The 22,798-nt window shown below is 64.3% G+C and carries 20 protein-coding genes; 3 read left to right on the top strand and 17 right to left on the bottom strand.

Features of this window, described 5'->3' with window-relative positions:
* Positions 1–10 precede the first annotated feature (10 nt).
* The 12 genes from IYX23_RS11125 to IYX23_RS11180 form a co-directional block, all read right to left on the bottom strand.
* Positions 11–385 (bottom strand): iron-sulfur cluster assembly accessory protein, encoded by a 375-nt coding sequence (locus IYX23_RS11125; RefSeq protein WP_246716702.1) that lies wholly within the window; start codon positions 383–385, stop codon positions 11–13.
* A 47-nt stretch (positions 386–432) separates the two neighbouring features.
* Entirely contained in the window at positions 433–810 is a 378-nt protein-coding gene (locus tag IYX23_RS11130; protein ID WP_196392818.1) for an SUF system Fe-S cluster assembly protein, read from the bottom strand.
* A 16-nt stretch (positions 811–826) separates the two neighbouring features.
* Complete coding sequence (locus tag IYX23_RS11135; RefSeq protein WP_196392817.1) at positions 827–2,071, bottom strand: cysteine desulfurase; 1,245 nt, start codon at positions 2,069–2,071, stop codon at positions 827–829.
* Positions 2,068–3,360: a Fe-S cluster assembly protein SufD gene (gene sufD / locus IYX23_RS11140; RefSeq protein ID WP_196392816.1), complete on the bottom strand. Its 1,293-nt coding sequence runs from the start codon at positions 3,358–3,360 to the stop codon at positions 2,068–2,070. The genes IYX23_RS11135 and sufD overlap by 4 nt, the downstream gene beginning before the upstream one ends.
* A gap of 3 nt (positions 3,361–3,363) precedes the next feature.
* Positions 3,364–4,116: a Fe-S cluster assembly ATPase SufC gene (sufC, locus tag IYX23_RS11145; protein WP_196392815.1), complete on the bottom strand. Its 753-nt coding sequence runs from the start codon at positions 4,114–4,116 to the stop codon at positions 3,364–3,366.
* A complete protein-coding gene (locus IYX23_RS11150; RefSeq protein WP_196392814.1) occupies positions 4,116–4,400 on the bottom strand; it encodes a type II toxin-antitoxin system RelE/ParE family toxin in 285 nt (94 codons plus the stop codon). Before IYX23_RS11150 ends, sufC begins: the two co-directional genes overlap by 1 nt.
* A gap of 6 nt (positions 4,401–4,406) precedes the next feature.
* Positions 4,407–4,664, bottom strand: coding sequence for a type II toxin-antitoxin system ParD family antitoxin (locus tag IYX23_RS11155; RefSeq protein WP_196392884.1), 258 nt, complete (start codon positions 4,662–4,664; stop codon positions 4,407–4,409).
* A complete protein-coding gene (gene sufB / locus IYX23_RS11160; RefSeq protein ID WP_196392813.1) occupies positions 4,664–6,133 on the bottom strand; it encodes a Fe-S cluster assembly protein SufB in 1,470 nt (489 codons plus the stop codon). The genes IYX23_RS11155 and sufB overlap by 1 nt, the downstream gene beginning before the upstream one ends.
* An 88-nt stretch (positions 6,134–6,221) precedes the next feature.
* On the bottom strand, positions 6,222–7,379 hold the full coding sequence (locus IYX23_RS11165; RefSeq protein ID WP_196392812.1) for a cysteine desulfurase family protein: 1,158 nt from the start codon (positions 7,377–7,379) through the stop codon (positions 6,222–6,224).
* Positions 7,380–7,473: 94 nt separating this feature from the next.
* Positions 7,474–9,516 (bottom strand): VWA domain-containing protein, encoded by a 2,043-nt coding sequence (locus IYX23_RS11170; RefSeq protein WP_196392811.1) that lies wholly within the window; start codon positions 9,514–9,516, stop codon positions 7,474–7,476.
* Positions 9,513–10,055 carry an RNA polymerase sigma factor gene (locus tag IYX23_RS11175; protein ID WP_196392810.1) on the bottom strand — a complete coding sequence of 181 codons (543 nt, stop codon included), beginning with the start codon at positions 10,053–10,055 and terminating at the stop codon, positions 9,513–9,515. Before IYX23_RS11175 ends, IYX23_RS11170 begins: the two co-directional genes overlap by 4 nt.
* 85 nt (positions 10,056–10,140) lie before the next feature.
* Positions 10,141–11,751 carry a hypothetical protein gene (locus IYX23_RS11180; protein WP_196392809.1) on the bottom strand — a complete coding sequence of 537 codons (1,611 nt, stop codon included), beginning with the start codon at positions 11,749–11,751 and terminating at the stop codon, positions 10,141–10,143.
* A gap of 230 nt (positions 11,752–11,981) precedes the next feature.
* Here IYX23_RS11180 and IYX23_RS11185 point away from each other — a divergent pair, with 230 nt between their 5' ends.
* Positions 11,982–12,656, top strand: a complete 675-nt coding sequence (locus IYX23_RS11185) for an alpha/beta hydrolase (RefSeq protein WP_014889742.1) — start codon at positions 11,982–11,984, stop codon at positions 12,654–12,656.
* Between the two features lie 79 nt (positions 12,657–12,735).
* Here the strand turns inward: IYX23_RS11185 and IYX23_RS11190 are convergent, their stop codons facing one another.
* The 5 genes from IYX23_RS11190 to IYX23_RS11210 all read right to left on the bottom strand — a co-directional run bounded on the left by IYX23_RS11190 (position 12,736) and on the right by IYX23_RS11210 (position 20,889).
* Positions 12,736–13,845 carry an anhydro-N-acetylmuramic acid kinase gene (locus tag IYX23_RS11190; RefSeq protein WP_196392808.1) on the bottom strand — a complete coding sequence of 370 codons (1,110 nt, stop codon included), beginning with the start codon at positions 13,843–13,845 and terminating at the stop codon, positions 12,736–12,738.
* A gap of 217 nt (positions 13,846–14,062) precedes the next feature.
* Positions 14,063–16,141 carry a hypothetical protein gene (locus IYX23_RS11195; protein WP_196392807.1) on the bottom strand — a complete coding sequence of 693 codons (2,079 nt, stop codon included), beginning with the start codon at positions 16,139–16,141 and terminating at the stop codon, positions 14,063–14,065.
* Entirely contained in the window at positions 16,138–18,906 is a 2,769-nt protein-coding gene (locus tag IYX23_RS11200) for a DUF4159 domain-containing protein (protein ID WP_196392806.1), read from the bottom strand. Before IYX23_RS11200 ends, IYX23_RS11195 begins: the two co-directional genes overlap by 4 nt.
* Positions 18,906–19,841, bottom strand: coding sequence for a DUF58 domain-containing protein (locus tag IYX23_RS11205; RefSeq protein ID WP_196392883.1), 936 nt, complete (start codon positions 19,839–19,841; stop codon positions 18,906–18,908). The genes IYX23_RS11200 and IYX23_RS11205 overlap by 1 nt, the downstream gene beginning before the upstream one ends.
* A 43-nt stretch (positions 19,842–19,884) precedes the next feature.
* On the bottom strand, positions 19,885–20,889 hold the full coding sequence (locus IYX23_RS11210; protein WP_196392805.1) for a MoxR family ATPase: 1,005 nt from the start codon (positions 20,887–20,889) through the stop codon (positions 19,885–19,887).
* Positions 20,890–21,230: 341 nt separating this feature from the next.
* On the opposite strand from IYX23_RS11210, the gene IYX23_RS11215 reads away from it, so the two are divergent.
* On the top strand, positions 21,231–21,488 hold the full coding sequence (locus IYX23_RS11215) for a DUF6111 family protein (RefSeq protein ID WP_196392804.1): 258 nt from the start codon (positions 21,231–21,233) through the stop codon (positions 21,486–21,488).
* A complete protein-coding gene (locus IYX23_RS11220) occupies positions 21,485–22,732 on the top strand; it encodes a CCA tRNA nucleotidyltransferase (protein ID WP_196392803.1) in 1,248 nt (415 codons plus the stop codon). The genes IYX23_RS11215 and IYX23_RS11220 overlap by 4 nt, the downstream gene beginning before the upstream one ends.
* Positions 22,733–22,798: the final 66 nt, after the last annotated feature.

Consider the following 22,798-nt stretch of genomic DNA (forward strand, 5'->3'; position numbering starts at 1 on the left):
CTCGACGCGATCAGGAACTCCCCATCTGCGACGCGGCGCCGACCTTTTCCGGGTCGGCCGGCGTCAGCTCGACGCTCTCGCCGCAGCCGCAGGCCGACGTCTGATTGGGGTTTTCGAACACAAAGGTCGAGGAGAACTGCGTCGTCTTCACGTCCATCGTCGTGCCGAGCAGGTAGAGCACGGCCGCAGCGTCGACGATCACGCGACCGCCCTCGACGTCGATGACCTCGTCGCCCCGCTTCGGTTCGGCGATCTCCATTTTGTAGGACATGCCGGCGCAGCCGCCCTTCTCCACGGAGACGCGCAGCCCCTTCCCTTCCGCGCCGGTCGCAAGCAGGCTGCGGACCCGCTCCGCCGCGGCGGGGCTAACGTTCATCACGCTCATCTTCTGCATGGAAGTCATCGCAAAATCGTTCCCATAGGAGTGTCCGCTCACCACATGTCGAGCGCGACGCGCGCTTCGTCCGACATGCGGCTTTGATCCCAAGGCGGATCGAACACCATGTTCACCTTCACCTCGCTGACGCCAGGCACAGCGCTCACCGCATTTTTGACCCACACCGGCATTTCGCCGGCGACGGGGCAACCCGGCGCAGTCAGCGTCATGTCGATCTCCACGAAGCCTTCTTCCGCAATGTCGACCCTGTAGATGAGGCCAAGCTCATAAATGTCAGCGGGAATTTCAGGATCGTAGACGGTCTTGAGCGCCTTAACGATGTCGTTCGTCAGCCGCTCATTTTCAATGGCCTGAGCCGTCCGGTCCGCAGTCGCGGAGGTTTGGGTTTCGCTCGTATTGGGAGCATCGTTCATGAACACGAAATTCTCCTCAGGCGAAAAGAGAGCGGGCCTTTTCGAGCGCTTCCGCCAGCCGGTCGATCTCCTCGCGCGTGTTGTAGAGCGCGAAGGATGCGCGACAGGTGGAGGTGACGCCCAAACGCGAAAGTAGCGGCATGGCGCAATGCGTCCCGGCGCGCACGGCGATGCCGGAACGATCGATCACCGTGGCGATGTCGTGCGCATGCGCCGCCGCCATGTCGAAGGAAAGGATCGGCCCCTTATCCGGCGCCCGCCCATAAATTCTGAGCCCCTCTATCTGCGACAGTCTCTGGTGCGCGTAAGCGGTCAGCCCTGCTTCATACTCGCGGATCGCGTCCCGACCGATGCGCTCCATATAGTCGAGCGCCGCGCCGAGCCCGACCGCCTGCGCGATGGGCGGCGTCCCCGCCTCGAACCGGTGCGGCGGAGTGTTATAGGTGACGCTCTCGAGCGTCACGGTTTCGATCATCTCGCCGCCGCCGCAGAACGGCGGCAACGTCTCCAGCCATTTACGCTTGCCGTAAAGCGCGCCGATGCCGGTCGGGGCGTAAAGTTTGTGGCCGGTCACCACATAAAAGTCGGCGTCGAGCGCACGCACGTCGACATCGAGATGCACAGCGCCTTGCGAGCCGTCGACGACCAGCGGCACGCCATGCGCGTGAGCGATGCGCGCGACCTCGGCGATCGGGGTCGGCGCGCCGAGCACATTCGACATATGCGTGAGCGCGACGATCTTCGTGCGCTTGGTGAACAGCTTCTCGAACACCTCGAGGTCGAAGCGGCCGTCGTCGTCAACCTCAAGCCACTTCAGCACGGCGCCTTTGCGCTCGCGCAGAAAATGCCAGGGAACGATGTTGGAGTGGTGCTCCATCATCGACAGAATAATCTCGTCGCCTTCGCCGATATGTGCTTGGCCGAAGGAAGCCGCGACCAGATTCAAGGCTTCGGTCGCGCCGCGGGTGAAAATGATCTCGTCCGTCGATTCGGCGTTGAGGAAGCGGCGCAGCGTCTCGCGCGCGCCCTCATAGCCTTCGGTTGCGGCGTTGGCGAGATAATGCAGTCCACGATGCACATTGGCGTATTCATGCTCGTAGAAATGCGTCAGCCGATCGATCACGGCGCGCGGCTTTTGCGCCGAGGCGGCGTTATCGAGATAGGCAAGCGGCTTCCCATAGGGGCGCTCGGATAGAATGGGAAAATCCGCCCGAACCGCTTCAATGTCATAAGCCGTCTGAATGCGGGTAATCTCGTTCATCGGCTGATCCTTCTAGAAAGCCACGCGCTGACGCGATCGCTGAGAAACGCCCTCAACTGCTCATCCTCGATTGCGTCCATCGCCTCATTGGCGAAACCTTCGATAAGCAAGGCTTCGGCCTCGCGGCGCGGCAGTCCGCGCGCGGTGAGATAAAACAACTGATCCTTGTCGAGCCTGCCGCACGTTGCGCCATGGCCGCATTGCACGTCGTCGGCGAAGATTTCGAGTTCCGGCTTGTTGTTCATCGCCGCCTGCTCAGAGAGCAGAAGCGCCTTCGACTGCATGACGCCGTCCGTCTTCTGCGCGCCCGGACGCACAATGACCTTGCCCTGAAATACGCCGACGCTCTGGTCATCGAGGATATTGCGAAAAACCTCCCGGCTTTCGCCGCATGGTTTTGCGTGATCCATGATGAGGGTCGTGTCGGCGTGCAAGCGGCCGCGTCCCAAAGTCGCGCCGTTAAAGACCGCCTTCGCGTTCTCACCGTCGAGGCGCGCGAAGATCTGCCTTCGGTTCAGCCCTTCGCCTTCGATCAGCGCGAAGGAATTGATCATGGCCCCTGCGTCGAGATGCGCGAGCAGCGACGCGACGCGGATCGCCTGATCGACGCCGCCCGAGAAATGAGTGACGAGTTCGAGGCGTGCGCCTGGCGCCAATCGAAGGACGAGGGCGCTGTTGTCCTGCGCCGGCGCAGACGAAAGCGCGCCAAGCGTTTCGATCATTGTCGCTCGAGCGCCCTCGCCCAGCATGACCAGCGCACGCGTATAGGTCGACTGTGCGGATTCCGCGGACGCCAACGTCGCGAGTTCGATCGCGCGGTCGATCGCAGCGCCCGGCGCGATCTGAATGACGACGCCGTCCTGCATCAGCGCCGCATTGAGCGCGAGGATCGGGTCCTGCGCGCCAATATCGGCGCTGGCGAGCGCTGACAGGACATGCGGCTCGCCCTGCGCCAGCGCGTCGCGCAGCGATTGCGCGACGACGCCATCGGGAAGCCGCGCGATATCCGAAAGATCTGGTCGGAAAACGCCGTCGAGCGTGACGAGCCGCAGAGAATCATGCGCGCGCGGCAGTGACAATGCGGCGCGGGAGGCGGTGGCGAGCGGCGCCGGCCGGCCCATCGCCGTTTTCAGGTCCGTGTAATGCCATGACTCCACGCGCCGGTTCGGCACGCCAGACTCGGAGAATGACGCCCAGCCGGCCGCGCGCAGACGCGGCGCGCCCTTGTCGCGCATCTCTTCGTAAAAGGAGGAAAGCGTCGCTTCCGCTTCGCTCGCCAGCTTGATCATCGCTTATGCCGCCTCTTGCGCGATGTAATCCTGATAGCCGCGCTCTTCCAGCTCCAGAGCAAGTTCCGGACCGCCCGACCGCATGATGCGCCCCTGCGCCATCACATGCACCGAATCTGGCCTGATATATTCGAGCAGGCGCTGATAATGGGTAATGACGATGAAGGCGCGCTCGGGCGAGCGGAGCGCGTTGACGCCGTCCGCGACGACGCGCAGCGCATCGATGTCGAGTCCCGAATCCGTCTCATCGAGGATCGCGAGACGCGGCTGCAGGAGCGCCATCTGCAGGATTTCCATCCGTTTCTTCTCGCCGCCGGAGAATCCGGCGTTGAGCGGCCGGCGCAGCATGTCCTGCGCGATGCCGAGCGACGCCGCGGCCTCCTTGACGCGCTTCATGAACTCCGGCGTCTGCAATTCCGGCTCGCCGCGGGCGCGCCGCTGCGCGTTGAGCGCGGCCTTCAAAAAGGTCATCGTCGCGACGCCGGGAATTTCGACGGGATACTGAAAGGCGAGAAAGACGCCCTTGGCGGCGCGTTCCGCTGGATCAAGGTCGAGAATGTTCTCTCCGTTGAGCCGCACGTCGCCTGTCGTCGCCTCATAGCCTTCGCGCCCGGCGATGACGTAGGAGAGCGTCGATTTGCCCGTCCCGTTCGGCCCCATGATCGCCGCGACTTCTCCGGCCTTAACGCTGAGCGTCAGGCCTTTGAGGATTTCCCGCTCGCCGACGGAGACATGAAGATCCTTGATTTCGAGCATCAATTCAGTCCCTCGAGCCGTCGCCTAATATGCACATAGCGAACCACTTCCACGCGGTCTCCGAGCAACTGGTACAGGATGAGATAGGCGCCGCTTATCGCGCTTCTCACGCCTTTCCCGATGTCCGGTTGCTCTCGTCCGATGTGCGGATGTAAGCCCAACAATCTCGTTTTCCTTTCCAGCGCATCCAACGTCCGATCCGCCGCGGTCTCATTCTCTTTTGCGATATAAGACCAGATCTCGATTAAGTCCTCTTCAGCGCGCGCCGTGCGAACGATGCGCATGGAGAATTAGCTCTGTGAATGACGACGGCGCGCCTCGGCTTTGATTTCATCGATCTCGCCGAAACGCCCGGAGCCGCTTTCGACGCCTTCACGCCAAAGCCGGCGTAATTCCTCGACGTCTGTCCTCTCGACAAGCCGCTCGGTGCGCCATTGCGCGACAGCGGCGCGAATAGCGTCATTCTCCGACTCGAACTCGCCGCAAGCGACTGCCGCAGCAAGCTCCGATTCAAGCTCCTCCGGGAGAGAAACATTCAACGTGCGCATCACCCCACGCTCCCTTCGAGCGAAATCGAGATCAACTTCTGCGCCTCGACGGCGAACTCCATCGGAAGCTGCTGCAGCACGTCGCGCACGAAGCCATTGACGATCAGCGCCGTCGCCTCTTCCGCCGAAAGCCCGCGCTGCATGGCGTAGAACAGCTGGTCCTCCGAAATCTTCGACGTCGTCGCTTCATGCTCGAACTGCGCGCTCGGATTCTTCGACTCGATATAGGGAACCGTATGCGCCCCGCAGTTGGGCCCGATCAGCAGACTGTCGCACTGCGTAAAATTGCGCGCGCCGTCCGCCTTACGATGTGCGGAAACCTGGCCCCGATAAGTGTTCTGCGAACGTCCGGCCGAGATGCCCTTGGAGATGATGCGGCTTTTGGTGTTCTTGCCGAGATGCAGCATCTTTGTGCCGCTGTCGACCTGCTGATAGCCGTTCGACACCGCGATCGAGTAGAACTCGCCTTGCGAGCCGTCGCCGCGCAGGATGCATGAGGGATATTTCCAGGTGATCGCCGAGCCCGTCTCGACCTGCGTCCAGGAGATATGCGAGTTGCGGCCGCGGCAATCGCCGCGCTTGGTGACGAAATTGTAAATTCCGCCCCTGCCCTCGCTGTCGCCGGGATACCAATTCTGCACCGTCGAATATTTGATCTCGGCGTCGTCGAGCGCGACGAGTTCCACAACCGCCGCATGAAGCTGGTTTTCGTCGCGCTTGGGCGCCGTGCAGCCTTCGAGGTAGCTCACATAGGAGCCTTCGTCGGCGATGATCAGCGTGCGCTCGAACTGTCCCGTATTCTGCTCATTGATGCGGAAGTAGGTCGAAAGCTCCATCGGGCAGCGCACGCCCTTCGGCACATAGACGAAGGAGCCGTCGGAGAAGACCGCGCTGTTCAGCGTCGCGTAGAAATTGTCGGTCACCGGCACGACAGAGCCGAGATATTTTCGAACCAGCTCCGGGTGCGTGTGCACCGCCTCGGAAATCGGACAGAAGATGACGCCGGCTTTGGCCAGTTCCGCCTTGAAGGTCGTCGCGACGGACACGCTGTCGAAAACCGCGTCGACGGCCACGCGGCGGGTCTCGACGCCGGCGAGAATCTCTTGCTCGCGCAGCGGAATGCCGAGCTTCTCGTAAGTGCGCAGCAACTCGGGATCGACGTCTTCGAGCGACTTCGGACCCGGCGTCGATTTCGGCGCCGAGTAATAATAAAGGTCCTGGAAGTCGATGCGGGGATAGTGAACACGCGCCCAGCGCGGCTCAGGCATCGTCAGCCAGCGCCGGTAGGCCTCGAGGCGCCAATCGGTGAGCCACTCCGGCTCGCCCTTCTTGGCTGAGATGAAACGAACGATGTCTTCATTCAGCCCTTTGGGGGCCTTATCCGATTCGATATCGGTCGAAAACCCGTACTTATAGGCGTCGACGTCGATGGACTCGACGCGCGCAACGGTCTCCTGACGAGCCGCCATCTGTCTTTCTCCTCGTCACGACGGGTTCAAGGCCCGTCGGCCGATCGTTCCGCCGCCGCCTGAGCGTAGGCGCCCTCTTAGGCGTCGACTAGGCGGCGAAATGCCGGGACCTCATGCGATCCACGACACGTGCAAGAACCTTTCCGAACTGTTCTACATCCTCTTGCGTCGAAGACCAACCGAAACTGGCCCTCAGCGCCTCCCTTTCCGCCGCGCCCATCGCCGCAAGCACGTGCGATTCCGTCATTTTGCCTGAAGAACAGGCTGAGCCTGCTGAAAGCGCGACATTCTCAAGGTCAAGCGCCATCAACATTGTGCGTGGGGCGAGGCCGGGAAGTGAGAAAGCGCTGGCGTTTGGCGCGCGCGGCGCCCTTGAACCGTAGAATCGGGCGTCGGGCGCGACTTTCAAGACTTGCCGCTCCAGCGCGTCGCGCAAATCTGCGAGTCGGGACGCCTCTCCTGCCAAATCTGCGGTCGCCGAATTCAGCGCCGCTGCAAAGCCGGCGATTCCGGCGACATTCTCCGTCCCCGCGCGGCGTCCGAACTCCTGGCCGCCGCCGCGAAGCGCCGGCGCCTCCAGATGCAGGCTCTCGTCACGAAAGGCGAGCGCGCCGACGCCCATGGGCCCGCCCAGCTTATGTGAGGAAAAGAACATTATATCCGCGCCAGTCGTCGCGAATGTCGTCTTCAGTCGCCCGACGGATTGCACGGCGTCGCAGACAAGGACGCCTTTCGCCGCATGGATCAGCGCGGCCGCCTCTGCGACGGGCTGGATGACGCCGGTTTCATTGTTGACGGCCTGCAGCGCGAGCATCAGGCGGCCGCCGGAGCGCCGCGCCAGCGCCTCTTCCAGCGCGTCGAGCGAAATGACGCCTTCCGGAGTCAAAGGAAGGGTTTCAACTGCGTCGGGCGGAAAGCGATGGCCCTGCAGGACGCAGTGATGCTCGCCAGCGCCGATCAGCAGGACGTGGATGGGCGCTTCGTCGCCCTCTCGGCGAAGCGCCGGCGTAAGCGCGAGATTCGCCGCCTCTGTCGCGCCGCTGGTGAAGACGACGCTGCGCCGCGGCGCGCCGATCGCTTGCGCGACCGCGGCGCGCGCGTCTTCGAGCAGCGCCTTCGCCGCCCTCCCCTCGGCATGGACGGAGGAAGGATTGCCGAGCGTCTCCAGCGCATCGAGCATCGCCGTCCGCGCCTGCGGGCGCAGCGGCGATGTCGCATTGTGGTCGATATAGACGCGGGCGGACATGGGCCTCGATTTCGGTTGCCGCATTATAGCAGAGCGCGGCGGCGCAGGCGCGTTCACGCGCCTGCGCCGCTCCTCACGAAAAGGTTGCGCGCCCTTACGGCCGCGCCGATTTGGCCAGCCGCGCAAGATTAACGAACTCCGCGCGGTAGCCGAATGGATCGTCGCCCTTGGCGCCCTGCGCGAGCGCGATCACATCGTCATAGCCATATTCGCCGAGATAGGGCGCGCCTTTCAGCAACTGGGCGAAGGCCGCCACGGCGATGGAGAAACGCACGTCCTGCGGCGCGTGCGCGATGCTTTCAACGCTTGGCGATTCGGCGATCGGCTGCGTGATGAGCCGTGAGGCCTCCTCCTTCGGCAGCTTGTAGCGCAGCTTGAGGAAGCCGAGCTCGCTTTCCGCACGCGCCTGCGCCGCGACCGGCGCCGGCGTCTTCTTGCCGTAACGCAGATCGTCAACGAGCTTCTTTTCAGCGTCGACTGGCGTGATCTCGTAGATCGCGGTGACGCGGTGACCGGAGCCGACATCGCCTGCGTCCACCTTGTCGTTGTTGAAATCCTCGCGGCGCAGCGCGCGGGTTTCATAACCGATCAGGCGATATTCGGAGACGCGGGCGGGATTCCACTCCACCTGGATTTTGACGTCCTTGGCGATAGGAAAGAGCGTCGACGACGCTTCATCGACGAGCGCTTTGCGCGCTTCGTTGAGAGTGTCGACATAGACCGCCGCGCCATTGCCGTTCTGCGCAAGCGCCTGCATCAGCGCGTCATTGTAATTGCCCTGGCCGACGCCGAGTATCGACAGGAAAACGCCCTTCTCGCGCTTCCGTTCGATCAGCCCTTTCAATTCGCTCTGATCGGTGACGCCGACATTGAAATCGCCGTCGGTGGCGAGGATCACGCGATTGACCGCCGTCTTATCAAAATTGCTTTCGGCCAGGCGGTAGGCGTCCTGAATGCCTTGCGCGCCGGCGGTCGAGTCGCCCGCGCCGAGCGCGTCGATCGCCGCGAGAATTTTGGCCTTGTCGGCAATCTTCGTCGGCTCCAGCGCGACGCCGGAGCCAGACGCGTAGGTGACGACCGCGACCGTGTCTTCAGGCTTCAACTCGTCGACCAGCATCCGCAGCGCGTTCTTGACGAGCGGCAGCCGATCCTGCGGCGACATGGAGCCCGACACGTCGATCAAAAACACGAGATTGGCGCGCGGGCGCTCGGCGCTTTGCAGCGCATAGCCCTGTATCGCCACATGCACGAGGCGATTGCCGGCGCTCCACGGGCTCGGCGTCACCGTGATCGTCGGCTTGAATGGCGTCTGCGCGCTCTCGGGCTTCGGATAGTCGTAAGGGAAGTAATTGACGAACTCCTCGACCCGCACCGAATCTTTCGGCGGCAGGCGCCCGGCGTTAAGCGCGCGGCGCGCGAAGGCGTAGGAGGCGGTGTCGACGTCGATCGAGAAGGTGGAAACGGGCTCCGTCGCCGCTGACTTGACGGGGTTCGTCTCCTTTGACTCGAACCTGTCGCGAAATTCGCTCTCAGGCGCGACATTCGTATCAACCGACATCGGCGGCCGGACGCCTTCTGCGTTCATCGCGGCGACCGGTTTCGCGGGCTGAATCGAGCGCGACAGCCGCTGCGCGGCGCCGTCTCGAACCGAACCGGCGAGGCGCGGAGGCGGCGCAGCGACACCATCGGCTCGGCCGCCAAGCGCGCCCGCCGTCTTCGCTCTCTCTTCTCGTGGCGCCGAGGGCGCAGGCGCTGGCTGAACTGCCGCCGGCGCCTCCATGCGCGGCGCTACGGCGACCTCGGTCGGCGGCGCGGCGCGGCCGATTGGAGGACTGGATATGCTCCCGCCGCCCGGCGCATAGTTGCGCGAAAGCATAAAGGCGGCGGGCGCGCCGATCATCAGCGCGGCGATCGAGGCCGCGAGCGCGCGATTGAAATAGAACGTCTGACGCATCTTTCTTTTCCCTTCCGATGGAGAGGATGCGTAACTGAGACGTTGCGGCGCGGCCGATCCTTGGGCCTCGGCTGCGCTTTTTTCAAAAGCGGCCATCGCCGCCGCGAGCGCTGCGCGCTTCGCCTCGCCCTCGGGCGGCGGGACGGGCGCGTCTTTAAGGCGCGTAAGATCCGGTTCGATCATCGCGCGGGCTCCAACTGGTTCTTCAGACGTTTTCGCGCCTCATGCAGATGCCACGACACGGTCTTCTCCGAACAACCCATCAGCGCCGCCGCCTCGCCATGCGACAGGTCTTGCGCATAGACGAGCAGCACGGCGTCGCGTTGCTGATCCGGCAGGGCGCGCACCACGCGCCAAAGGTCCTGCCCCATGATTTCGTCCTCTGGGGTGTCGCCGTCGGCGCCGTCCACAAGCGCCGACATTCGCGCTGGTTCGAGCGCCACAATTTTGCGCCGCGCCCGGATGTGGTCGACCGCGGTCGTATAGGCGATGCGATAGGCCCAGGTCGTAAAGGCGCAGTCATTGCGAAAGGCGCTCATCCCCGTCGCCATCTTCACCATTGCGTCCTGAGCGATGTCCTGCGCCTCGGCGCGCGCGCCGCACCAGCGCCAGGCGAGCGCATAGACGCGGTCGTAATGGCGCTCGGCCAGCGCGGCGAAGGCGGCAGCCTCGCCGGCGGCCGCCCGTCGCGCCAATTCGCCATCGGTGTCTTCGCCCGGCAAGTCGCCCCCGTTATTCAATCCCGTCGAGACTATGGACGGCTGTGACCGCGAATTCCTTGGGTCGGAAAAATAGCTAGCATAAGACTCAATGCTTCGCCGACCCCGGCGGATTACGCTTCAACTCTTCGAGGGCCGCTTTTATTGCGAGGCGAATATCGTGCGGCGCGTCTTCAAGCAGCTTAATCACTTGCTCCTCGCGCGCCGCCATTACGGTCCCAATCTTTTGAACTAACACCGACCTTGTGGCGAAATCCGAGGAGACCGCCCCCGAATAGAAAGCCGCCACCAACGTAAAAGCTTTAAGCACCATCCCTTTCGTCGCTAAAAGACCACGTGCATGCGCCTTACCGCTAAGGTATCCTTCCTGTTCCAGCGTCTTGATTAGGGCGGATATGAGCGCACGATCCTGCTCTGAGATAATACCCTTTTCGCCAGCGGAGTTGATGATTGTCGTAGCGGGTTCGAACAGTTCTCTGCGCGCGAGGTATGCTCCCGCTTGATCATCTAGCTCGCGCGCGGTTGGGAATGAACGCACCCAGGGTGCGGCGGTCCGGATTAGATCGAAGAACTCACGCCGAATATCAGCATCCAGCGGTGCGATGTTGCTATTACGCTGTTCACGCAGTCGGTTATCCTGATCGAGAAAGCCGCCCAACACGGCGCAAGCGTCGTAAACAAATACGATACGCGAAGGAATCTCAGAGATATCTCGATCGACCTCAACGCAGAAGCGCATGGCGGCTGATTCGAAACCTTCCCACCCATAACGATCATCGAAGTCACTACACCGAGCTGCAAAGGCCTGCGCCTTTTGTCGGACGAGCGCATGTAGATTCTTGGTGGGGACTTCTTCTGCTGCCGCGAAATCACTGTCGACGCCTTTAGCGTCAATGGCCAGTAACCCTTGTTCTTCAATCCACCGTTGACCAATCGGGGCATCCAGCATTGTCGAGAGAGCCGACGTCCATTCAGCTGCGTCTCCCTTCGGGAGGTGCTCCTTGATCCAGCGGTTCGCAACCGCCGGGCCTTGGTTCCAAATTTCGCTAGGAACGCTCGCGAAGGCTAGCTCATACTCCGCAACGTCTAAGCGGCCAGAGATACGGTCTTCATACCAATTTATCCAAACGTCCCAGTGCGCTTCTGCAGACAATCTTTGCTTTAGTCGTTTCCAGCTGTCGCTAGCCCACCTGGGAAATTTCGTAGGCCAGAGCGGCGCCCGAAGTAAACTTTTTGCAGACCCTCCGTTTTCAATGACCTTTAGATCAGCAATCGTGTTGTCCCAGACGTCTGATCCGTAAGCGTAATCATATTCGAGTGCGTAAATTGCATAGGCGCCATAGGTGGCTCCGCTTGCCGAAGAAGCCAGTGCGTCTTTTGTTTGAGAAGATGCTGTATAAGCCGTGTAGGCCGCAACAGTGTCTACGAATATCGATCCATTTACTATGTCCGACGTAAATGCGCTTACCGCATGGAAATTTATCGTAGCGCCCCTTGCCAAGGCGGCCGCTCGAAAGCGACCAGCTACCTGAGAGTCGATGTCTCTTGGCTGAACTGCTTTGCCTAAATTCGCCCAAATTGTGCGCAACGCGGCGCGCGAAGCGATAACTGTCGCAACCTCCCGAGGCTGCAACATGAACCACGCCTCAAGCTGCTCTCGGGTCTCGAATTTTGAACTAGCATTGGAGCTATCGTTCATGAAAATCTCCGCAATGCACGATGCGGGGCTCACCGGAAAAGGGCAAGGAACGAAAGTCGATCTGGCCCTTCTTCCTGGTCCGCCGGGCGCGGTGGCTTGAATCGAACGTTCCTCTCAGCGGCTAGCTATGCTGTATCGAAGGTGTAGCGCGCCCCTCGCAGAATTTCCTTGCATTTTACACCAGCCCGCGTGGTAGAAGGCGCGCCTGCCAGTTTCGCAAGGGATTCCGAATGCCCGAGGTTATTTTCACCGGTCCGGCCGGCAGGCTCGAGGGCCGGTTCCATCAGTCCGCCACGCGCGGCGCGCCGATCGCGATCATTCTGCATCCGCATCCGCAGTTCGGCGGCACGATGAACAATCAGATCGTTTATCACCTTTACTACGCCTTTGCGGAGCGTGGTTTTTCCGTGCTGCGCTTCAATTTCCGCGGCGTCGGCCGTTCGCAGGGCGCCTTCGACCACGGCTCGGGCGAGCTTTCCGACGCGGCGGCCGCGCTCGACTGGGCGCAGGCGGTCAATCCGGAAGCGCGCGCCTGCTGGATCGCCGGCGTCTCTTTCGGCTCCTGGATCGGCATGCAGCTGCTGATGCGCCGTCCCGAGATCGAGGGGTTTATCTCGATCGCGCCGCCTGCAAATCGTTTCGACTTCTCCTTCCTGGCGCCCTGCCCCTCCTCGGGCCTCTTCATTCACGGCGACCAGGACCGCGTCGCGCCGCTCAAGGAAGTGACCGGGCTGATCGAGAAGCTCAAGACGCAAAAGGGCATTCTCATCGAACATGCCGTGGTCGAGGGCGCGAACCATTTCTTCGAGAACAGGATCGAGCCGCTGATCGCGCATGTCGACGCCTATCTCGACAGGCGTCTTGGCAATCCGCCGAGGATCGCCATTCCCGCGCGGGGCGACTGACGCTTCATTGTCATTCCCGACGCGCGTAGCGCGATCGGGAATCCAGGCCTTCCCGGAATGACACTGCGATTTATGACGCTTACGCGGTTGCTCGCGCCAGCATGCCGCCGGCCATGGCGTCGGGCGCGCCAGTCGTCGTCGGGAAGGTGAGCGGCAGTCCTTCCAGCACGCGCGCGGCGAGATAGGCGAAGGCCTGAGCCTCCATCGAATCCGCCGACCATCCGACCGCGTCGGCGGTCGTCACCTTGCACGGCAGCCGCATGACGAGTTCGCGCACCAGGATCGGGTTGCGCGCGCCGCCGCCGCAGACGATCAGCAGTTGCGGCTGGGTCGGCAGATGCGGAAAAAGCCGCAGCACCGAAGACGCCGTAAAGGCGGTCAGCGTCGCGGCGGCGTCCTCGGTCGAGAGCTTGGCGACCGCATCGAGCGCGAAGGCGTTGCGGTCGAGAGATTTCGGCGGCGGCTGATCGAAGAACGGATGCGCCAGCATCTTGAGCAGCGTCGCTTCATTGACGCGGCCGCGCGCCGCCATATGGCCGTGCCGGTCGATCGGCGCGCCGGTGCGCTGAAGCATCAGATCGTCGATGAGCGCATTGCCCGGCCCCGTGTCGCAGGCGATCGGCTCTTCGCCGTCCGCGACATAAGTGACGTTGGCGACGCCGCCGATATTGAGCAGCGCCACTTCGCCCTTCATGCCGCCGGCGAGGACAAGCGCGCGATGGAACACGGGCACGATCGGCGCGCCCTCGCCGCCGGCGGCGATGTCGGCGGCGCGGAAATCATAAGCGACGTCGAGTCCGAGACGCGCGGCGAGCGCCGGCCCGTCGCCGATCTGGATCGTGAGCTTTTGCTTGGGACGGTGCAGCACCGTCTGGCCATGAAAACCGACGACCTTGACGCTTGCCGGGTCGATCTCATTATCCCGCAACAACGCCTCGACCGCCTCGGCGTGGCGGTCGGTCACCATGCGCTCGGCGAAGGCGAGAACGCCGGGCCGCGCGTCTCGATCTTGGAGCGTCGCGGCTTCGGCGAGCGCGTTGCGCAGCAGCGCGCGGTCGGCGTCGCTATAGGGGTAGTGCCCCGTCGGCCCGAAGACGACGGTCGCGTCGCCATCGGTTTCGATCAACGCGACATCGACGCCGTCCATGGACGTGCCGGACATGAGACCGATTGAGCGGTAGGTGGGCAAGGCGAATCTCCGAGAAAGAGGGAGATTAGCAGGAGAAGCTGCGCCCTACCTCCCCCTTGCGCGGAGGTCGCTCGCCGAAGGCGAGCGGGTGGGGGTAAATTGAAATGGCTGAGACGTTCACCCCACCCGGTTCGCTTCGCGAACCACCCTCCCCGTCAAGGGGAGGGATGAACGCCTTTCATTGCAGTAAGCCTGCATGTGTTGAAACGCAGCAGTTTTACCGCCGCCCCTCCCAGCCCCAGGCCGCGACCACCGCGCCGACCAGCGCCAGCATCGCCCATAGACCCAAACCAAGCGGCGCGATTTCGACGCCGACGAGCGTCGAGGCGCCGGTCTGTCTGATCCCGATCCAGTCCGAGCCGCCATAACGGTTGGCGTCGCGCAACTCGACGACGCGCGGCATCGAAACGGTGTCGGCGCCGCCGTTCGATAAACGCCGCGCCGTGCCGCCGGTCGCTTCCATCAGCGGCTGCAGTTTCTCCGTCGTCGATGCCACTTCGCGAAACTCGCGCGGATTGGGCGGACCGACGTTCACAAGCGCGGTGAGGCCTTCGCTCTGGAAGCGCCACAGACCCATTTCCTTGGCGTCGAAACGCGCGCGCCACAGTCCCGGCTCGCCTTGCGCGACCGCGATCTCGTCGCGCGCGCCCGACGGCGCCGTCGCCATCACCGGCGCCGGTCGCTCCTTCATCGTCTGGCGCTCGACGCTGACCTCGCGGCCATGTGCCGACGCGCGCAGCGCCTCCTCTTCGAGATCCGGCTCCTTCATCAGCCAATGCGCAAGGCGGCGCGTCAGATCGACATGCGGGCCGCCGCCCTCAAAGCCGCGCGCCCAGAGCCAAATCTGGTCGGAAAGCAGCAGCGCCACCCTGCCCTTGCCTTCGCGCGAGAGCACCAGCAGCGGCTTGTCGCGCACGCCGGACATGATCGAGTCGCCCTTCACCACATTGGCGTCGACCTGCCTGAACCATTCGCCCCAATTCGGCGGCTCGGATTTGGCGCCGGCGAGGCCGCGCGTCACCGGATGCTTCTCGCCGTCCTTGCTGACGCGGGCGCGAAACGCCTGTTCAATGAGCGCGCCGTCGGGTCGCGCCGGCAGGATGTTTTCAAGCGGCGAATAATAGAGGCCCCGCAAGGTCGCGTAATCCGGACCGACAGCCGCGAGAAAGGCGCCGCCATTCTCGACGTAATTGGCGATGTTCTCGAAATAGATCGAGGGCAGCGTCGTCTGGCTCGAATAGCGATCGAAAATGATGAGATCGAATTCGTTGATTTTCTTCCCGAAGAGATCGGCGGTTGGAAAGGCGATCAGCGACAATTCGCTCGCCGGCGTGACGTCGAGCTTCTCCGGCGGCCGCAAAATGGTGAAATGCACCAGTTCGACATTGGCGTCGGCGCGCAAGAGATTGCGCCAGCTTCGCTCGCCGGGATGAGGCTCGCCCGACACCAGCAGCACTTTGAGCCGATCGCGCACGCCTTCGATCGTCAGCACGGCTTTGTTGTCGAGCGGCGTCAGCTCGCCGGGGGCGGACGGAATTTCGAGTTCGACGACATTTTGTCCTCCATGTTCGATGCGCACCGGAATGCTGACGATGTCGCCCGGCACGGGGCTGAAGGTCGGCAGCGCTTCGCCGTCGCGGCGCACTGAAATCGGGATGCGGGCGCCATCGCCGCCAAGATCAACGACGCGGGCGCGGATGATCTGATCCTTGCCGACGATGCCAAAGCGCGGCGCCTCGACAAGCTCGATACGGCGGTCGCGCTCGCCCTTATGCCCAGTCACCAGCGCCTGGACGGGCGCCTTGAAGCCGAGCGCCTCCGCCCTGGCGGGAATATCGTGAACGACGCCGTCGGTCAGAAGAATAGCCCCGCCGACGCGCTCCGACGGAACGTCCTTCAATACTTCGGCGAGCGCGCCGAAGAGCTTGGTGCCGTCATTGCCCGAAGCGTCGTTGGCGACCGTGATCGTGCGCGTCTCGACGTCGCCGAATTTGGCGAGCGCCGAGTCGAGCGCCTTGCGCGCCTCTTCCGTTTGCGCGTTTCTCGCGCCGAAATTCTGGCTGTCGCTCTTGTCGACAACCACCGCGATGACGCTCTTTTGCGGATCGCGTTTCTCGCGCACGAGCGACGGGTCGGCGAGCGCCGCAATCAGCAAGGCGAAAGCGAACGCCCGGAGCGGCGCGCCACGCTGGCGTTTGGCCGCCATCAGCGCCAGCGCGCCGGCGCCAAGCACGCCGAGGACGATCAGCGCCGACCAGGGAACGAGCGGCGAAAAGGCGAGCGTGAGGTCGCTCACTGGCCCAGCCTTTCCAGCAAGTCGCGCACATGCACCTGATCGGACTTGTAGTTCCCGGTCAGCGTATACATCACCAGATTGATGCCGCCGCGGAGCGCGAATTCGCGCTGACGCGCGCCGCCCGGCGTCAACGGAAACAGCGGCTGGCCGCGTTTGTCATGCGCCCAGGCGCTCGCGAGGTCGTTCGAGGTGATGACGATCGCGGAGACGCTGTCCGTCGCGCGCACCGGACGCGCGGCCTGATCTTTCGGCTCCGGCGGCAGCGCCTCGACCCAGGTCTCGCCATTGGCGTAACGGCCGACGAATCCATCGAGCAAATAGAAGGTCTTGGTGATGACGTGATCGCGCGGCGTCACTTCCAGCGGCGGAATGTCCAGGCCTTTCGTCAGATCGCGCAGCCATTGCGACTCCGGCGTCGGCGCGCCGCCGATGCGTTGCGAGAGCGCGTCGCGCGTGTCGAAGATGATTGTGCCGCCCTGCTTCATATAGGCGGCGACTTTCGCCATCGTCTTGGCCGCAGGCTGCGGCGCGCTCGCGACAATCGGCCAGTAGAGCATGGGATAGAAGGCGAGCTCGTCCTTCGACGGATCGACGCCCACCGGATCTCCAGGTGCGAAAGAGGTGCGCGCATTCAGCGCCTGGGTGAGCGCCTCGAGGCCCAGCCGCGATATTTCGTCGACGTGGGCGTCGCCCGAGATCACATAGGCGAGCCGGGCCGTCAGCGCGGCGTCCTTGTCGCGCTGGGAGACGGACGATTTCGGCGCCGACTCGGCGCGCGTTTCATCAATCGTCGCCGCTACGCAAGAGAGCGCCAGAAGCGCCGCGGTCGCGGTCCCCAGCGGCCGCAGCCGCAACTTTCCGGCAAGCGACAGAACGATCAGCGCGTCGGCGATGAAGGCGGCGAGCGCGAAGACGAGCAGCGGCCCGCGCAAATCGAGCTGCCCGCCCGCGCGTAGCACGTCCGCGCTCAGTCCGGCGGCGGCGAAATCGAAAGCGCTGATCTCGTCAGTCGGGCGCAAGGTCTGCACCGCGACAAAAGCCTCCCCCGAGCCGTACAGCCCGGGCGGATGTTCGGCGCTTGCAGGCCCGTCGAAGCCCGGCGGAATGCTTTGCGCGCTGAGGCCCGGCGCGCCGAGCGCGCCAAATCCATCGAGTAGGCGCATCGGCGCGAAAGCCGACGGATCGGCGACCATGCCCGACCGTTCGCCGCTCGCAGGCGCCGACTCTCCAGCCATCGCGCTGATCCGTTTCAGCATCTCAACGAAGAGCCCCGAGATTGGCAGATTCGACCAATTGGCGTCGGCGTTGACGTGAAACAGCACGATCAGCCCCTTCCCGCGTCGTTCCGCGGTCACGAGCGGCGTGCCGTCGGAAAGGCGCGCCCAGGTCTTGTCCGCAAGTCCCGGATCGGGCTCGGCGAGCACCTGCCGCTGCACCGTGACGTCTTTCGAAGCCGGCAGGCCAAAGAAAGGGCTCGTGGCGTCAAACTCGGCGAGCGCCTTTGGCTCCTCCCAGGACATGGCCCCGCCGAGCACGCGTCCGTTCCGGCGCAGGCGCACGGGCAGCAGACCATCGTCGGCGTTGGCGAGATGCGGCCCTGCGAAACGAATGAGCGTCCCGCCTTCTTCGACGAAGCGCGACGCCGCGTCAAATGTCTCGCCAGGCGCGAGCCCGACATCGGCAAGACCCAGGATATTAGGTTGTTCGCCGAGCAGCGCCTGCACCGGATCTACAACGCCGGGACGCGCCGTGCGGATTTGGGCGAAAGGCGCAAGCGCTTTTTCCAGATAGTAGAGCGGCGAGAGCAGCGGCTGCGCCTCATTCGCGGCGCCGCCTCCGATCAGCGCCACGCGCTTCACTTTCGAGCGCGCGTCGAGAAGCGCGACGGCGCCGGCGGAATTTTCCCCTTCGATGCGCAGATGACTGACGTCGTTGCGAAGTTCTACCGGCAGTTCGATTTTCGCCCGAACGCGCGGCGCGCCGCCAAAATCCACTGCGGCTCGGCCGACCGTCCGACCTTTCGCGTCGACCGCGTCGACGACCGCCGACGCGTCGTCGCCGATGCGCAGCACATCGACGCTCAGCGCGGCCGCATCATTTGTCGGCGCGGCGAGCGCGCGCGGCGCATGATTTTCGACGTAAATCTCGACTGCGGCTGCGCCCGACTCTTTCAGCGCGCGCACGAAGCCTGCGGCGTCGCCCTGCGCGACGCCGTCGCTGACCCACACGATGCGCGCCGCGTTATGGGCGTGGGCGAAGGCCGTGACCTGTTCGCCGATCGCCTTGCGGTCCGGCAGAAATGGCTTGGGCCGCGCCGAACGCAATTTTTCCATCGCGCGCGGCCCGTCGCCTGGAACCGGCGCCGCGGCTTCGGACGCAAGCGCGACTGCGACCGGACCGCCGGCGCGCGCCGCCGACTCGATGATTGATGCGGCGCCAGCGAGGCGTCGCTCCCATGTCGGCGCCGCCGTCCAGCCGTCGTCGAGGATGACGAGCGTCGGCGCGGCGGACGCGACGACGCCGCTGGGCGCCCAGACCGGTCCCGCCATCGCAAAGATCAACGCGGCGGCAAGCGCCAGCCGTAGCGCCATCAGCCACCAAGGGGTTTTTGCCGGCGTCTCTTCATCGGGCTTGAGCGCGCGCAGGATTTTCGTCGGCGGAAAGACGATCTCGCGCGGACGCGGCGGCGTGACACGCAACAGCCAATAGATCATGGGCAGGCTGATGAGACCAAACAGCGCGAGCGGCGCGGCGAAGGAAAACATCAGCGTCGCTCCTCGAAGCTGACTCCATCCGCTCCGAGCAATCCCATGGCGAGCGCCAGCGCCGCTTCGGAGGCTGGCCTGTCGGTGCGATGCTGCAGAAAGATGAAGCCGACGCGTTGCGCCGCGCGGCGCACGGCGTCGCGATGCGCCTCGAACCGCCGCGTATAGGCTGCGCGCAAGCTGCGCGCGTCGCCTGCGTAGAAGGCGGGGCCGCCGTCGGTGTCGAGAAAAGTGGTTTCGCCGGAGAACGGCAGAGTTTCTTCGCTGGGATCGGTCACCATCAGCACCGCGCCGGAGGCGCCGCCGTCGGCGAAGCGTCGCAGGCGCGCGGCAAGCGCGTCCGGATCGATGAGGAAGTCGGAGATCAGAATGACGCGGGCGCGGGGGCGGATCGGCGCCTGCGGCGGAAGCTCGTCGCGCGTCGCGTCCGTTGCGTTGTCGGCCAGCGCGCGCGCCAGCCGGTCGATCACGTCGCGCGCCGAGATCGGCGCGGTCAGGCCCAGCGCCGCCGCCCGCTCGCCGCCGCGAACGAGCACGTCCGCGAGCGCAAGCCCCAGGGTCACGCCGCGGGACAGCTTGTCGTCGGAGGCGAGAGACGAGCCGAAGGCCATGGAGGGAGAACAATCCATCCAGAGGAAATAGTCGTGCGCGGCCTCCCATTCACGCTCGCGCACATAGAGCTGATCGCCGCGGGCGGAGCGGCGCCAGTCGATGCGATGCGCCGACTCGCCAGATGCAAATGGCCGATATTGCCAAAACGTCTCGCCGACGCCCGCGCGCTTGCGGCCATGAACGCCATAGGCGAGGCTCGCCGCGATCTCATGCGCGCGCGCCACCAGCCTCGGCATCCGGCTCGCGAGATCGGCCGCCGTCGCGCCATCTGCGGGCTTGCGCTGTGCAGGATCGTAGGCGCGCGTGGCGACGTCAGCAAACATCGTCATCTTTCTCCGTCAGAGGAAAGAGCCGAGCGAAGGCTCGTCACCCGATCCGCGCCACAAGCGTCTGAACCACGTCCGAAACGGTCATCTCGCGGCGCGCGGCGAAATTGAGCGCCATGCGGTGGCGCAACACCGGCGCGGCGAGTTTCGCCACATCTTCTATCGAAGGCGCAAGCCGGCCGGTGACGAGCGCGCGGGCGCGCGTCGCCAACATCAGCGCCTGCGCCGCGCGCGGTCCCGGACCCCAGGCGACATGCGGCGCGATTTCCGCGTCGCCCTCGTCTGGACGGGCTGAACGAACGAGATCGAGGATCGCGTCGACGACCTTCTCGCCGATCGGAAGCCGGCGCACGAGCCTTTGCGTCGCCATCAGCTCTTCGGCGTCGAGCGCCTGGCTCGCCTCGGCCATCGTCTCGCCAGTCGTTTCCAGCAGCACCCGCCGCTCGCTGGCGCGGTCGGGATAATGCACGTCAATCTGCATCAGAAAGCGGTCGAGCTGCGCCTCGGGCAGAGGATAGGTGCCCTCCTGCTCCAGCGGGTTTTGTGTCGCAAGGACATGGAAAGGCCGCGGTAGATCGTGGCGCTTTCCGGCGACGCTGACATGGTGCTCCTGCATCGCCTGCAGCAGCGCCGACTGCGTGCGCGGCGAGGCGCGGTTGATCTCGTCGGCCATCAGCAGCTGGGTGAAGACCGGCCCCCTGATGAAGCGGAACGAACGCGAGCGATCAGCGCCCTCTTCGAGCACCTCGGAGCCGAGAATATCGGCGGGCAGCAGATCCGGCGTGAACTGCACGCGCTGCTCCGCCAGGCCGAGCACGCGGCCAAGCGTCTCGACAAGCTTGGTCTTGGCGAGGCCGGGCACGCCGACGAGGAGACCGTGGCCGCCCGCGAGGATCGTCACCAGCGCCTGTTCGACGACCTCGTCCTGGCCAAAAATGACGGCGCCGATCGCGGCGCGGGCGCGACCGATATGGTCGAGGGCGCGTTCGGCGGATTGAACGACGGCTGTTTCGAGCGAGGTCGTCCTGGTGTCGAATGAGGTCATTTCAGCTTGCTCAGGCAGCTTGTCTATGAAGAGGATCGGGCGCATCGTGGCGGCGCTGCCGTGTTTCGCCGCAAGTCGATCCAAAGCCCCCGCGCCATTCGGCTCCGCATGAATTTTCGAAGGCGAAGCGGGGGGAGTTAGGGCCTGGCGCAATCTTCGTCTCTCCGCCGCTGCAATTCAAGCGCAACCGGCGCGGTGGAGAGGCATTTTACCGCCAAAACCGCAATTTGGACGTGACAGTTTGTTCATGCATGCCGCATTAAACGCCCCTCGACGGACGCCATGTATATTCATCGGCGTATAGTCGTCGGATATCCTCATCACGAAAGGCGTTTCCGCCCATGTGGCGCGCAATCGTTGAAACCGCCCTGCTCTTCCTCACGCCCTTCGTCGCCTATGCGCTTTTCCATTCCCTGCAGCGTCGCTGGCCCTTCGTGCGCGAGCTCTGGCATGGCAAAGTCGTGTCGCTGCTGACGATTGCGGGCCTCCTCATCGCCATCGTCGGAGTCGTGACGCTCGGCTTCAGCCGGCTTAACCAGGGCGCTTATGTGCCGGCCCATATCGAGAACGGAAAACTGCAGCCAGGCCGCTTCGAATGAATGCGGCGCTGAGACTGCTCGACGATCCCCGGCTGGCGACGCTGTTTGCGGCTCTCTCGAAGACGGGCGCAGAAACGCGGGTCGTCGGCGGCGCCGTGCGCGACGCTCTGCTCGGTCTGCCGCCTCACGAGATCGACCTTGCCACGACCGCTTTGCCCGACGCCGTCCTCGCGGCCGCGCGGGACGCCGGACTGAAAGGCGTGCCGACCGGCATCGAACATGGCACGGTGACGATCGTCGTCGCGGGTACGCCCTTTGAAGTCACGACGCTGCGTGAGGACGTCGAGACCGACGGCCGCTTCGCCAGGGTGCGCTTTGGCGGCGATTTCGAGCAGGACGCGAAGCGGCGCGACTTCACCATCAACGCGCTGTCGCTCTCCTTCGATGGCGAGATTCACGATTATACCGGCGGGCTTGCCGATATCGAGGCGCGGCGCATCCGCTTCATCGGCGACGCCGCGACGCGGATTCGCGAGGACTATCTGCGGATCCTGCGCTTCTTTCGCTTCAACGCCTCTTATGGCGAGGGACCGTTCGATCGCGAGGGCCTGCATGAGTCGATCGTCGCGCGGGAACATCTGTCGCGTCTGTCGCGCGAGCGCATCCGCGCCGAACTGATGAAGCTGCTGCTTGCGCGCCGGGCGCCGGACGTGCTGCGCGCCATGTCGCACGCCGGCGTCATCGAAGTCATTCTCGGCATTGGCTATCCCTCTCGGCTCCAGCGGCTGGCCGACCGCGAAGCGGCTCTGGGCAAGCCGGCGGACGCGGTGTTACGGCTTGCGGCCTTTTCGGTGCTGACCGCCGAAGACGCCGAGCGGCTGCGCGAGCGGCTGCGGCTCTCCAACGATGAATTCGCGCGGCTTGCGGCGGCGGCGCGAACGCTCGCGCCCTTGTATGGACGCGACGCGCCGCCGCCGGCGTCGCATCTGCGCGAGATGCTCTTCCTGTGCGGCGCGCGCGCCGCGGCAGACGCGCTGGCGCTGGCGCATGCTGAAAGCGCCGCGGCGGCGGACGATCCGGATTGGCGGGAGGCGGCGCGCTTTCTCGAGGAAACGCCGACGCCCGCCTTTCCCATCAAGGGCGCGGATCTCATCGCGCGCGGCGTGACGCCGGGCAAGCAATTGGGCGATGCGCTTAGAACGCTGCAAGCCGAATGGATTCGCGCCGGCTTTCCGCGCGATCCCGCGGTCGTACTGCAGCTTCTTGAAAACGCTATGGCGAACAGCGGGCGGGAGGCGCGCTAGCGCCCGCCACTAGAGCGCGCTGCGAAAAAGTGGGAACCGGTTTTTCGCATACAGCGCGCTCTAAAC

The sequence above is a fragment of the Methylocystis sp. L43 genome (assembly GCF_015709525.1).
Taxonomy (GTDB): Bacteria; Pseudomonadota; Alphaproteobacteria; order Rhizobiales; family Beijerinckiaceae; genus Methylocystis.